At 73.7% G+C, this 12,053-nt stretch carries 11 protein-coding genes; 6 read left to right on the forward strand and 5 right to left on the reverse strand.

Going from position 1 to position 12,053, the window contains the following annotated elements:
* The first annotated feature begins 17 nt into the window (after positions 1-17).
* Complete coding sequence (locus DEJ49_RS29015) at positions 18-1,205, forward strand: YihY/virulence factor BrkB family protein (protein WP_190329476.1); 1,188 nt, start codon at positions 18-20, stop codon at positions 1,203-1,205.
* Positions 1,206-1,256: 51 nt separating this feature from the next.
* Here DEJ49_RS29015 and DEJ49_RS29020 read toward each other — a convergent pair whose 3' ends face one another.
* A complete protein-coding gene (locus DEJ49_RS29020) occupies positions 1,257-2,120 on the reverse strand; it encodes an NAD(P)H-binding protein (protein ID WP_150186835.1) in 864 nt (287 codons plus the stop codon).
* 81 nt (positions 2,121-2,201) lie between these two features.
* Here DEJ49_RS29020 and DEJ49_RS29025 point away from each other — a divergent pair, with 81 nt between their 5' ends.
* Together DEJ49_RS29025 and DEJ49_RS29030 are read left to right on the forward strand one after the other, a co-directional pair.
* Entirely contained in the window at positions 2,202-3,140 is a 939-nt protein-coding gene (locus tag DEJ49_RS29025; RefSeq protein ID WP_150186836.1) for an AraC family transcriptional regulator, read from the forward strand.
* Positions 3,137-3,865: a helix-turn-helix domain-containing protein gene (locus tag DEJ49_RS29030; RefSeq protein ID WP_150186837.1), complete on the forward strand. Its 729-nt coding sequence runs from the start codon at positions 3,137-3,139 to the stop codon at positions 3,863-3,865. The genes DEJ49_RS29025 and DEJ49_RS29030 overlap by 4 nt, the downstream gene beginning before the upstream one ends.
* Here DEJ49_RS29030 and DEJ49_RS29035 read toward each other — a convergent pair.
* Positions 3,851-4,291: a VOC family protein gene (locus DEJ49_RS29035; protein ID WP_150186838.1), complete on the reverse strand. Its 441-nt coding sequence runs from the start codon at positions 4,289-4,291 to the stop codon at positions 3,851-3,853. The two genes, DEJ49_RS29030 and DEJ49_RS29035, sit on opposite strands and share 15 nt — an antisense overlap.
* A 175-nt stretch (positions 4,292-4,466) precedes the next feature.
* Here DEJ49_RS29035 and DEJ49_RS29040 point away from each other — a divergent pair, with 175 nt between their 5' ends.
* Positions 4,467-5,315 (forward strand): dienelactone hydrolase family protein, encoded by an 849-nt coding sequence (locus DEJ49_RS29040; protein ID WP_223833033.1) that lies wholly within the window; start codon positions 4,467-4,469, stop codon positions 5,313-5,315.
* 12 nt (positions 5,316-5,327) lie between these two features.
* On the opposite strand, the gene DEJ49_RS29045 is transcribed toward DEJ49_RS29040, so the two are convergent.
* Positions 5,328-8,198 (reverse strand): glycoside hydrolase family 2 TIM barrel-domain containing protein, encoded by a 2,871-nt coding sequence (locus DEJ49_RS29045; protein WP_150186840.1) that lies wholly within the window; start codon positions 8,196-8,198, stop codon positions 5,328-5,330.
* A gap of 185 nt (positions 8,199-8,383) precedes the next feature.
* Between DEJ49_RS29045 and DEJ49_RS29050 the strand changes: the two genes are divergently transcribed.
* Together DEJ49_RS29050 and DEJ49_RS36080 are read left to right on the forward strand one after the other, a co-directional pair.
* On the forward strand, positions 8,384-9,103 hold the full coding sequence (locus DEJ49_RS29050) for a pyridoxamine 5'-phosphate oxidase family protein (protein ID WP_150186841.1): 720 nt from the start codon (positions 8,384-8,386) through the stop codon (positions 9,101-9,103).
* A gap of 103 nt (positions 9,104-9,206) precedes the next feature.
* Positions 9,207-9,374: a hypothetical protein gene (locus DEJ49_RS36080; protein WP_190329477.1), complete on the forward strand. Its 168-nt coding sequence runs from the start codon at positions 9,207-9,209 to the stop codon at positions 9,372-9,374.
* A gap of 1 nt (position 9,375) precedes the next feature.
* On the opposite strand, the gene DEJ49_RS29055 is transcribed toward DEJ49_RS36080, so the two are convergent.
* Both DEJ49_RS29055 and DEJ49_RS29060 read right to left on the reverse strand, forming a co-directional pair.
* Positions 9,376-10,665 carry a hypothetical protein gene (locus tag DEJ49_RS29055; RefSeq protein WP_150186842.1) on the reverse strand — a complete coding sequence of 430 codons (1,290 nt, stop codon included), beginning with the start codon at positions 10,663-10,665 and terminating at the stop codon, positions 9,376-9,378.
* Positions 10,647-11,921, reverse strand: a complete 1,275-nt coding sequence (locus tag DEJ49_RS29060) for a hypothetical protein (protein WP_150186843.1) — start codon at positions 11,919-11,921, stop codon at positions 10,647-10,649. The genes DEJ49_RS29055 and DEJ49_RS29060 overlap by 19 nt, the downstream gene beginning before the upstream one ends.
* Between the last annotated feature and the right edge of the window lie 132 nt (positions 11,922-12,053).

The raw sequence follows: 12,053 nt of genomic DNA on the forward strand, positions 1-12,053 counted from the left end.
GCCGCTACGGTAAGGAGGTGCACCAGGCAAAAGAAACACCCGGGCGGCCGTCGGGCCGCTGGAACCGGGCCCGCGCTCTCTACCGGAACGTCTCCATGCGCAGGACCGCCTGGCTGCTGCTCAAGGACACCGTCAACTCGTGCATCGAGTACCGCATCCTGGGGCTCGCGGCCGAGGCGGCCTTCTTCACGCTGCTCTCCGTCCCGCCGCTGCTGCTGAGCCTCATCGGCCTGCTCGCGTACGTGGACCGGTGGACGGGCGCGGACACGATCGCCAGCGTGCAGAACAACATCCTGGAGGCGTCCCGCACGGTCCTCTCCGACCGGGGCGTCCACCAGATCGCCGAACCGATACTGGACGACGTGATGCGGGTCAGCCGTCCCGACGTCATCTCCATCGGCTTCCTGTTCGCCCTGTGGTCGGGCTCGCGCGCCGTGAACGTCTTCATCGACACCATCACGGTGATGTACGGCCTCGACGGCGCGCGCGGCATCGTCAAGACCCGGATGCTCGCCTTCGGCCTCTTCATCGTGGCCCTGCTCATCGGGTCGGTGGCGCTGCCGCTGATGGTGGCGGGGCCGGACGCGGTGGTGAACCTGTTGCCGGGCTCGACGACGGTCGTCCAGATCCTCTACTGGCCGGTCGTCGTCATCCTCTCCGTGGTCTTCCTGACGACGCTGTACCACGTGTCGGTGCCGGTGCGTTCGCCGTGGGTGGAGGACATGCCGGGCGCGCTGATCGCCCTCGCCATGTGGGTGCTCGGCAGCTTCCTGCTCCGCATCTACCTCACCAGCACGGTGGAGGGCCCCACCATCTACGGCTCGCTGGCGGCGCCCGTCGCCGTGCTGCTGTGGATCGGCGTCTCCGCGTTCGCGGTCCTGGTCGGCGCCGCCGTCAACGCGGCCATCGACCGGGTCTGGCCGTCCGTCGCCACGGCCGCCGCGCGCGCCGCGAACGACCGCATAAGGGAGGCGCAGGCCGCGGAGGTGGTGGCCCGCGCGGCCGCGGCGCGGGAGGCGATGGCGGACCCCGACGACCCGGACGACCCGGAGGACCGCGAGATGCCGTCCGAGTTCCCCGAGCGCTGGTCGCGCTTCCTGCCGCCGGACGACGTGTCGTCGCGGCTGCGGGCCCCCGCGAAGCAGCCGAAGCACGCGAAACGGAACGGGACGGGGCCCGAGAATAAGAGCCCCTCCGGCGATTGAGGAGCGGGGTCCGGGGCAGCGCCCCGGGGCGCTGCCCCGGGAAACGTGAAGTCAGCTCTTCCAGGTGCCCGCCTCGGCTTCCTCCCTGGCGAAGTCCGCGAAGTCCCTGGGCTCCCGGCCCAGGACCTCCCGCACCCCCTCGGAGAGCTTCGCGTTGCGCCCGTCGAGGTTCGTCTCGAACAGCTCGATCAGGAACTCCACTTCCTCGGCGGGCACCCCGAACCCGGCGAGCGCCGCCCCGTACTCGCGGGCGGACACCGGCACGTACGTCATCTCGCGCCCGGCCGCCGCCGCGACCTCCGCGACCGCCTGCCGGAACGACAGGAGCCGGGGGCCCGTGAGGTCGAGGGTGCGGCCGGCGAACCGGTCGCCGCCGGTCAGCGCGGCCACGACCACGTCACCGATGTCCCGTGCGTCGATGAACGGTTCGAGCACCTCACCGGCCGGGAACACCAGCTCCCCGCCCCGCATCCCGTCCAGCAGCGGACCCTCGCTGAGGTTCTGCGCGAACCAACTGGCCCGCACGACGGTCCACTCGGCCCCCGAGTCCCGTACCGCCCGCTCGGTCGCGTGCGCCTGGTCCTCGCCCCGCGCCGAAAGCAGCGTCAGCCGCCGTACGCCGGCCGCCACCGCCTCGCGGGCGAACGCGCCGACCGTCTCGGCCGCGCCGGGCGCGCCCACGTCCGGCAGATACGCGAGGTGCGCGGCGTCCGCGCCCCGCAGGGCGTCCGCCCACGTCGACCGGTCCGCCCAGTCGAACCGCACCGCGCCGGACCGCGAGGCGGCCCGCACGGTGAGCCCGGCCGCCTCGGCGGACTCCACGACCCGGCGCCCCACGCGCCCGGTCGCCCCCGTCACCAGAACCGTCATGTCCGTGCCCGTCGTGCCCGTCGTGTTCTTCGTGTTCGTCGTCATGCCCGTCAGTCAACTGCCGGGCCCGCCCGGGAACCATCGCCGAGGAGCTCAGGGCCATACGCGTACGTCTACGCTTCCGCCATGGACGTACTCGCCGGACTGCTGGAAGGCCCCCGCGCCCGAGGGGCCTTCATGATCCGCGCGCTCTTCGACCCGCCCTGGTCCGTCCGCATCGCCGACGAGGCGCCCCTGTCCGTCATGGTCATGGTGCGCGGCGACGCCTGGATCACCCCCGCGGACGGCTCGCCCGCCCAGCGCATCCGCCCCGGCGACCTCGCGATCGCCCGCGGCCCCGACCACTACACGTGCGCCGGGGAGCCCGCCACCGCGCCCTTCGCCGAGATCCTGCCGGGACAGCGCTGCGTACCGCTCGACGGCGCCCCCGTGGCCCGCTACCGCGACCTCGGCCCGCGCGCGTGGGGCGAGCGGCGCGAGGGCTCCGTGGAGATGCTGATCGGCACGTACCAGATGCGGGGCGAGATCACCGGACGGCTCCTCGACGCGCTGCCGCCGCTGCTCGTCCTGCCCGGCGAGGTGTGGGAGTGCCCGCTCACCCCGCTCGTCGCCGACGAGATCGGCAAGGACGAGCCGGGCCAGGCCGTCGTCCTGGACCGGCTCCTCGACCTGCTCCTGATCGCCGCCCTGCGCGCCTGGTTCTCCCGTCCCGAGGCGGCGGCGCCGGCCTGGTACCGGGCGATGGGCGACCCGGTCGTCGGCCGCGCCCTGCGCCTGCTCCAGGACGACCCGGCCCACCCCTGGACGATCGCGCACCTCGCGGCGAAGGCGGGCGTCTCACGGGCGGCCCTCGCCCGCCGCTTCGCGGAGCTCGTGGGGGAGCCCCCGATGACATATCTGACGAACTGGCGCCTGGCACTCGCCGCGGACCTGCTCCGCGACACGGACCTGACGATCGCCGCGATAGCCCACCGCATCGGCTACGGCAGCGCGTTCGCCCTGTCCGGCGCGTTCAAGCGGGTGTACGGGGTGAGCCCGCAGGAACACCGGGGGAGTGCGGCGTGACCGGGAGCCACGTCGCGTCCCGCGACTACCGGGAGCGGCCGTCCCGGCTGACCGGCGCGGTCGTCTGGACGCGCGTGGCCACGGGCGGGCCCGGTGACGCCCGGCCCGTGCTGCCCGACGGGTGCATGGACCTGTTGTGGACCGAGGGCAGGCTGTTCGTCGCGGGGCCGGACACGCGGGCGTACGTTCCGCAGAACATGGAGCTCGTGCCCGGCAAAGCGATCGTCGGGATCCGGTTCCGTCCCGGCGCCGCGCCCGCCTTCCTCGGTGTGCCGGCGCACGAACTCCGGGATCAACGCCAGGAGCTGGCGGACCTGTGGAGCGCCGCCGAGGCGCGGCGGCTCACCGAGCGGGTGGACGACGCGGACGATCCCGTGGCCGTCCTGGAGGCCGTCGCCGCGGAGCGTGCCGCCCGCGCCGAGCCGCCCGATCCCGTCCTCGCCCACGTCGTCGCCTCCCTGGAGGCGGGCCACTCGGTCGCGCGCACCGCGGCGGTCCTCGGCATCAACGCCCGCCAGCTGCACCGCCGTTCGCTGCCCGCCTTCGGCTACGGACCGAAGACGCTGGCCCGGGTGCTGCGCCTGCAGCGGGCGCTCGCGCTGGCCCGCGACGGCATGTCGTACGCGGACACGGCGGCCGTGGCCGGGTTCGCCGACCAGGCCCATCTGGCGCGTGACGTGAAGGAGCTGACCGGCGTGCCGCTCGGCACGCTACTCGGCGGCTGAGCCCAGCGGTGCGAACAGGTCGACGCCGTTGCCGTCCGGGTCGAGCACGACGGCGTACCGCTGACCCCAGGGCGCGTCGAACGGCTTCAGCTCGCTCCCGTGCCCGGCGCCCGTCATGTCCTCGTACGCCGCGTCGACCCCGGCGGGCGTCCCGCAGTGGAAGGCGAGCCCGATCCGTCCCGCACCCGCGGGCGGCTGCCAGGCCGGGTGGAAGGACCGCACGGTCGCCTCCGTGTCGAAGGCGATCCGCAGACCGCCGGGCAGCGTGGCCTCCACGTGCGGCAGGCTCTCGGCGCCCTCGGGAAACTCCAGGCCCAGACGGCGGTAGAAGGCGAGCGAGGCGGCCAGGTCGGCGACGACGAGACCGATCAGGTCGAAGCGGGGAGCAGGTGACTTTGGAGTCGGTGAGTTCGGAGTGCTGTTCATGCCCGCAGCGTAGGCAGCGGGCCGGTCGTCGGTCTTGAAGGAATCGGACAAGGCACCTCCGGCCGACCGTCCCGTCGGCGCCCCGCGGGGTCTGTGCTCGCGCGTATACGTGCTGTAGGCATGAACTCGACGTACGCGTATGGCACTTGAGACGAGACGAAAGGGAGTGGGCGCTGTGCCCGGTTCGGAAGCGAAAGAACCGAAGGAACCGAAGGGACCGAAGGAACCGTCCGCGGACCTCACCGGATGGACCGCGTCCCCCTTCACGGGAGCCGGTCTCACCCATGATGTCCTTGAGAAAGGGACAGGACCCGGTGTCGTCCTGGTTCCCGAGATCCCGGGCGTGCACCCCGGCGTCCTGGGCCTCGGCGAGCACGTGGTGAAGCAGGGCTTCACCGTCGCGATCCCGTCGCCCTTCGGCGAGCCGGGCCGCCCCATCTCCGCACCGTATGCCCTGGGCGTCTTCGGCCGGGTCTGCGTCGCCTCGGAGTTCCGCGCCTTCGCCACCAACGCCCGGCGGCCCTTCGCCGACTACCTGCGCGCCCTCGCCCGCGACCTGGCGTCCCGCACGCCAGGCCCGGGCGTCGGCGTCATCGGCATGTGCTTCACCGGCGGTTTCGCGCTTGCCGCCGCCACGGACCCGGCCGTCCTCGCGCCCGTGCTCAGTCAGCCCTCGCTGCCGCTCCCGGTGAGCGCCGCCCGCCGGGTCGACCCTGGCCTGTCCCGTGCCGAGTTCGACACGGTCGTCGCCCGCACCAGGAACGAGGGCCTGTGCGCGCTCGGCCTGCGGTTCAGCGAGGACAAGCTGGTCCCGCGCGACCGCTTCGCCACGCTGCGCCGCCACTTCGGCGACGCGTTCGAGGTCATCGAGCTCGACTCGTCGCCCGGCAACGAGGCCGGGTTCGCCAAGTCGGCGCACTCCGTCCTCACGGAGGAGGTGCGCGAGGTGCCGGGGCACCCCGCGTACGCCGCGCGCGAGCGGGTCGTCGAGTTCCTGCGGGAACGGCTGGCCCCCACCGGGTAGCCCCGCGCGCCCTCAGCCCTCGGCCACCACCGAGAACACACAGCTCAGGGACGACGGCCAGGGGGTGGCGCGGAGTTCGTACTGGGGCAGGACGCCCGGCCCGCACGACTGGGTGCCGATGCCGTGCCGGTCGATGTCGAGGTTGACCCAGACCGTGTCCCCGGGGACGAGGTCGGTGCGGTGCCGGGCGGCGTCGAGCTGTTCGGTGGTCCAGCGGCGGGCGGTGAACGCGGGCGCGCCGTCGCTCTCCACGCGCAGCCCGCCCACCTCCGCCCAGCGGACGGCCGCGCGTGCCCCGTTCTCCTGCGGGCGCACGTACGGCGTCTGGAGCGCGTCGACGTCCGACTCCCAGACGCCGATCAGCGAGGCGGCCGCGGTGTCGGGGTAGGCCTCGCCGGGCCCGCCGCCGAACCACCGCACGCGGGTCCCCGCACCCGCTCCCGGCAGCCCGAACCGGATGCCGAGGCGCGGCAGCGGCACGGTCCACTCGCCCTCCGGCGTCACCGACATCCGCAGCAGCAGCTTGGGTCCGTTCGACGCCCAGTGGTACTCCGTGCGCAGCGCCAGGTCGCTCGCCGCAGGCGCCACCCGGGTACGCACGGTGAGCCCCTGGCCGGTCAACTCGACGTCGTCGATCCGGTGTTGCATGCGGTGCAGGCCGAGGGCGCGCCAGCGGTCGGCCACGGACGGTTCGGGGCGCCAGGGCATGCCGTTGTCGTTGTCGGTGGGTGCGCGCCACACGTCGAGGCGCGGGCCGGTGATCTCGCGGTCGTGGAAGGCGACGAGCGTGCCGGTGCGGGCGTCGAAGGTGGCGGCGCCGAGTGTGATGTGCCGTCCTCCCGCGTCCGTCGTCGGCGTCGCGCCGCCCGGCACGGGCAGGATCATGCCGTACTCGACGGGGAGTTGGGCCCACGCCACCAGATGGCCCTTCGGCGCCCACGTCGTGTCATCGGCGAGCGAGGCCCGTACCGTCCACTGGGTCTCGGCGTCCGGGTCCCGGCGCGGCGGGGGCGGCAGCGAGACCTCCACGCGCTCGCCCGGACCGGCCTGCGGCACCGCGAGGGTTCCTTCGGCGACGGTCGTGCCGTCCTTCTCGTACGACCAGGTGAAGGCGAGGTGGGAGAGGTCGGCGAAGTCGTGGAGGTTGGTGACGGTGACCGTGCCGGCGGGGCCGTCGCCCTCGATGCGGACCGGCTCGATCACCTTCTTGTACTCGACGAGTCCGGGGGACGGCGTCCGGTCGGGGAAGACGAGGCCGTCGCAGACGAAGTTCCCGTCGTGCGGTTCCTCACCGAAGTCGCCGCCGTACGCGTACTCGTACGCGGGGTGCGCGATGCCGTGGTCGATCCACTCCCAGACGAAGCCGCCCTGCAGCCGGTCGTACGTCTCGAACAGCTGCTGGTACTCGCCGAGTCCGCCGGGGCCGTTGCCCATGGCGTGGGCGTACTCGCAGAGGATGAACGGGAGCCTGCGCCGCCGCTCGGGGCCCTCGTCCTCGCCCCGGCCGATGCGTTCGACCTCGGCGTGGTCGGCGTACATGCGTGAGTAGACGTCCGTGTCCGCGCAGGACCGGTCGCCCTCGTAGTGGAGGAGGCGGCTGTCGTCGCGTGCGCGGATCCAGTCGGCCATCGCGGTCAGGCCGCGTCCGGTCCCGCACTCGTTGCCGAGCGACCACAGGATGACCGAGGGGTGGTTCTTGTCGCGCTCGACCATGCGGGCCGCGCGGTCCAGGAGCGCGGGCGTCCAGCGGTCGTCGTCGACCGGGTTGGCGCGCCAGCCGACGGCCCCGAAGCCGTGGGTCTCCAGGTCGCACTCGTCGACGACCCACAGGCCCAGTTCGTCGCAGAGGTCGAGGAAGGCGGGGTGGGGCGGGTAGTGGCTGGTGCGGACGGCGTTGATGTTGTGACGCTTCATCAGCAGCACGTCGGCGCGCATGGTTTCGAGGTCGACGGCCCGGCCCGTCTCCGGGTGGAACTCGTGGCGGTTCACGCCACGGAAGAGGAGGGGGCGGCCGTTGACCCTGATGGTGCCGTCCTCGACGGCGACGGTGCGGAAGCCGACGCGCAGGGGGACGCGCTCACCGGGTGTGGCGAGTGTCGCGTCGTACAGGCGTGGCGTCTCGGCCGTCCACGGTTCCACGGCCGCGACGGCGTCCTCGCCGGTCGCGATGTCGATGCCCAGCTCGGGCACGGTGACGCGTCCTTCGATGTCCGAGTCGACCCGCAGCGTGCCCGTGCCCGTGCGGTGGTCGTAGGCGGCGTGGACGAAGAAGTCGCGGGCGCAGCCTTCGGGCCGGTGCAGGAGCGTCACGTCACGGAAGATGCCCGGCAGCCACCACTGGTCCTGGTCCTCCAGATACGAACCGGCGGACCACTGGTGGACGCGGACCGCGAGGACGTTGCCCGCCGGGCGCAGCAGCTCGCCGACGGCGAACTCGTGGGGGAGCCGGGAGCCCTTGAAGTCGCCGAGCTCCGTGCCGTTCAGCCAGACGCGGGCGCAGGACTCCACGCCGTCGAAGCGCAGGACCGCGGTGCCGTCCGCCGGCCAGGCGGCGGGCAGGTCGAAGGTGCGCAGGTGGTCGCCGGTGGGGTTCTCGGTGGGGACGCGCGGCGGGTCGAGCGGGAACGGGTAGAGCATGTTGGTGTAGTGGGGCGCGCCGTGGCCCTGCAGCACCCAGTGGCCGGGCACCGCGATCTCGTCCCAGGCCGTGCTGTCGTACCCGTCGGCGGCGAAGGCTTCGTCCTCGGTGCGGGCGGTGGGGGAGAGGCGGAAGCGCCAGGGGCCGTTGAGGGAGAGGGTGGCGGCGTCCGACGACGCGTACCACGCGCGGGGCGGGAGACAGCCGTTGCCGGGGGACACGTCCTCGTGGTGGGGAAGCTCCATGGGCTCCATCAGATCGTGCGGGGGCGGGGGCCCGCCATCCTCCAGGGGTGGGAGTCGTTGGATTCTTGCGGGCAGGCTTGGACGGGCGGCGCGGGTAAAGCGCATATCGTCGTTGAAGAGGTCGTTGGCAACGAAATTCGTTGAACTATGGCCATCGGTGCGCGATATCGGTAACTTTTCGCCGCATGAACAGTCATCCCGAGCGGTACGGCGACGCCCCGCCCACCCCACCGGCCCCGCTCTCCGCGACCCTGCCCGTCACCGACCGCACCCGCCACCGCCGCCTGCGCGAGCAGGGGAGCCTGGACCGCGCCGACCTGGAGGCGGTCCTCGACGCGGGGTTCGTCTGCCACCTGGGCGTCGTCGTCGACGGCCACCCGATGGTCGTCCCCACCGTCTACGGCCGCGACGACACGAACCTCTACCTGCACGGCTCCGTCGCCAGCCGCAGCCTCGCCGCCGACCCCGGCGCCCCGGTCTGCGTCACCGTCACCCACATCGACGGCCTGGTCCTCGCCCGTTCGGTGTTCGAGCACGGGGTCAGCTATCGCAGCGCGATGATCCACGGCGTCCCGCGCGTGGTGACCGACCCCGAGGAGAAGGTGCGCGGCCTGCGCCTGCTCACCGAGCACGCGACCCCCGGCCAGTGGGAGTACGCCCGCAGCCCGAGCCGCAAGGAGCTTGCCGCGACCACCCTGCTCGCCCTCTCCCTGGCGGAGGCCTCGGTCAAGACCGCGGCGGGCCCGCCGGACGACGGCACGGGTCCCGACGCCGAACTCGGCATCTGGGCGGGCAACCTGCCGCTGACCGCGACGTGGGGAGCGCCGGTGCCGGACCCGCTGCTGCCCGCGGGCATCGCACCGCCGCGGCACATCGCGGAGCGGACCGGGACCCGGCAGGGCTGAGCGCCGCCGTCCCCTGTCCTCCCACCCCACCAGGGGTCATCATGGCGAGGCACGCCCGGGACGTGCCGGGGCGGGGCCCGGCGGGTTCGCGACCGCCTATTCGGTGGGCGGGGTCTGGCTGTTCCTGCGCGACGACACGGTCCTCGCCCACCAGCGCTCCGTGTACCGCCTGTACGCCGAGGAGGAGGCGAACCGGCTCCTGAAGCGGTGTGGTTTCGACCGCGCGGGCACGGACCCGGACGGGCTGTTCCGGCGCTGCGTACGGACGTGACTCAGGAGAGCTCCGGCGCATCGCAGCCGTGGGCCCGCGCCGAGCGGCGCGCGAACTCCTCCAGCGCCGCGCGTTCGTACGCGCGGTCGGCCGCCGACGGCTTCGCGCGGTGTCCGTCGTACGTGCTCGACCTGTCCTCGCGCCACGCCCCTTCGTCCCGGACCGTGAACAGCGCGGGCCCGCTCCCGTCCCGGCAGACCGCGCTCGCCCAGCGGCCGCCGCCCGCGAGGGGCCCTGCCGGGGCATCGGCGGGGCCGGGCTTCTCCGTGTACTCGCCGTGGTGTCGCGTGTAGTCGCGGCGTTCGGAGTCCGCGTACGGGCCGTAGAACGCGGTGAGGTGGTAGCGGGGTGACTCGTCCGACGGTTCGCGGGCCGGGAGTTCGGGGCGCTCGCCCGCCACGACGCACACCTCGACGGGGCTGTCGGAGCTCGCGCTCTCCCAGGCCCGGGCGATGCGCCCGCCCCGGCCGGGGACGCCCTCGCACGTTCCGGACGCGTCGGCGAGCGGCACGCTTTCGTCGGCGTTCACCGGGAGCGCGACCGTGCGGAGCGGCTTGCCCGGCTCGGCGTCGCAGCCCCACTTCTCCGACGCCTTCGCGGCCGTTCCCGTGGCGATCCGCGCGAAGGCGGCACGGCGGCGCGGGTCGTCCAGGGTGACGTCCTCGTCCTTCGCGTCGACGGTGACGAGGAGGCCGCCGCGGTCACGGGCGCAGTCCAGGAGCGTCACGACGGTGGCGTTGCTGCTGTCGGCTCGGCCCGTGTCGGTGGCGGACTCGCCGGTCGTGAACAGGCCGCGCCAACCGCCGCCGAGCCCGACGGGCGGAAGCTCGGCCGCGGGGCGCGGGTACAGCGGGTCCGTGCCGCGGGCGCGCACCGACGCGCGGTCCACCGCGAAGTCGTCGCCGCGCCGCTGCGGCACGCGCTGCACGGTGACCTGGACCTCGGCCGCGTTCCCGTCGTCGCCCGCGACGGGCACGCCGTCGCCCGTGACGGTGCAGGTGACCGTGCGGCCCTTGTCGCGGGCGTGGTCCGCGTCCTCCCCGGACAGCAGGACGTCCACCCGGCCGGGCCCCTTCTCGAACGGCCCGCCCCCGAGCACGTCCCGCATCGCGCGCGAGGGCAGTACGCCGTCGCACGCCTCGTCGAGGACCTGTTGTGCCGCACGGTGTTCGCGCGGACCGCCCCACCAGTAGTAGCCGCCCGCGATCAGGGCCAGGGCGACGAGCGCCCCGCAGGACGACAGGACGACGCGACCCGTCCTCGTCCGCCAGGTCAGTCGCGCCCGCGCCACTCCGCCACCTCTCCCACGATCTTCGTCCCGCGGCAGTGCGAACGCTTCGGCCAGCCGTCGGGCGCCGACAGGTAGCGGTCGAGAACCGTGCGCACGTGCCGCGAGAGACGCCGCTGGTCCTTCGGTTCGAGGACGACCTCGCCGTCCTCGATGCCGTGGTCGAAGTCGAACTCGGGGGTCACCGAAACACGGTGGTACGTCGGTCCCGCCACGCACTCGGACCGGGCCCACAGGGCGAGTTGCAGGTCGTTGCCCGTCTGCTCGACGGTGAGAGCCTTGTCGTGGGCGGCCGGGGCCTCGGGGTCCGGCACCAGCGCCTTGCCGGCGTACTCCTCGTACACGCCCGCCGCGAGCACGCCCGACCAGCTCTGCGCGCCCGCCGCCCGGACCGTGAGGTGGCCGGGAGAACCCGCCGTGTCGTCCCACCGTCCGCCGCACGTGCCGGTCCGCCGGTTGTACGTCGTGTCGTTGCCGTCGAAGCTCCACTTGCCGGGAGTCGACCCGAGCCCCTTGGGGGAGAGCCAGGCGCAGAGCCCCGGAGTCTTCGCCGGGGCGGCGCCGGGCCCGGTGCGCAGCGGCTCGCTCCCGCACCCCTGCTTGCGGGACACCCAGTTGGTGACCTTCGCAGCCGTACGGGCGACCGCGAGCCGCTCGGATTTCGGTACGCCGTACACATCGGCGTCGTCCGCGCCGGACGGCAGCTCCACCGACACGAGGAGGTCCCGCGTCGCGCGGCCCCGCCCGTGCAGGCCCTTCGGGCAGTCGACGAGCAGCGACGCGGTCGCCACCGCGCCGCCGTCCCGCCGGTCCGAGGTGCCCGTGCTGCCCGTCGCGCTCGGCGGCAGGGGCAGCCCGAAGTCGCCCGTCACGGGGCCGGGAGACGTGCGGTCGGGAACCGCCTCGGCCCGCACCCGCGCCCGTACGCCCGCTGCCGTGTCCCCGTCACCGTCGCCCCAGGCCAGCGTGCAGTCGAGCAGCGCACGGCTCTCCTGCCCGGGCCGCAGCAGGGTCCCGTACGCGTCGAGTACGCCCCGCGTGTCATCCGGCGCCGAGGCGTACATGTCCTCGCGGAGCAGGCCCGCGCAACCGCGCGCCACCAGTTCGCGGTTGGCGTCGAGCCGGTCCTCGCGCTCCTCGGCCCGCGCCACCGCGAACCAGGTCACCGACGACGCGGCCAGCAGGGTGACCGCCAGAGCGGCCACCAGCCAGGTGCGTCGTCGCGTGGGCGGCGCGCCCACCGCGCCCTTGTCAGGCATGGCGCTCCCCTTCCCCCGTACACACCCGGCTTCCCCCGTACACACCCGGCACCATGATCGAAAGGGACGCTATCAACCGGCCGGGACGCGCCGGGGGCGGGAACCCTTGTCGCCGGTCGGGCCGTCTGCTTG

The organism is Streptomyces venezuelae (assembly GCF_008642335.1).
Classification (GTDB): domain Bacteria; phylum Actinomycetota; class Actinomycetes; order Streptomycetales; family Streptomycetaceae; genus Streptomyces; species Streptomyces venezuelae_F.

Coding starts and splice junctions, on each gene's coding strand:
- DEJ49_RS29035 (WP_150186838.1), bottom strand. CDS start 4,291: ATGAACAGCACTCCGAACTCACCGACTCCAAAGTCACCTGCTCCCCGC.
- DEJ49_RS29045 (WP_150186840.1), bottom strand. CDS start 8,198: ATGGAGCTTCCCCACCACGAGGACGTGTCCCCCGGCAACGGCTGTCTC.
- DEJ49_RS29060 (WP_150186843.1), bottom strand. CDS start 11,921: ATGCCTGACAAGGGCGCGGTGGGCGCGCCGCCCACGCGACGACGCACC.
- DEJ49_RS29050 (WP_150186841.1), top strand. CDS start 8,384: ATGAACAGTCATCCCGAGCGGTACGGCGACGCCCCGCCCACCCCACCG.
- DEJ49_RS29025 (WP_150186836.1), top strand. CDS start 2,202: ATGGACGTACTCGCCGGACTGCTGGAAGGCCCCCGCGCCCGAGGGGCC.
- DEJ49_RS29020 (WP_150186835.1), bottom strand. CDS start 2,120: ATGACGACGAACACGAAGAACACGACGGGCACGACGGGCACGGACATG.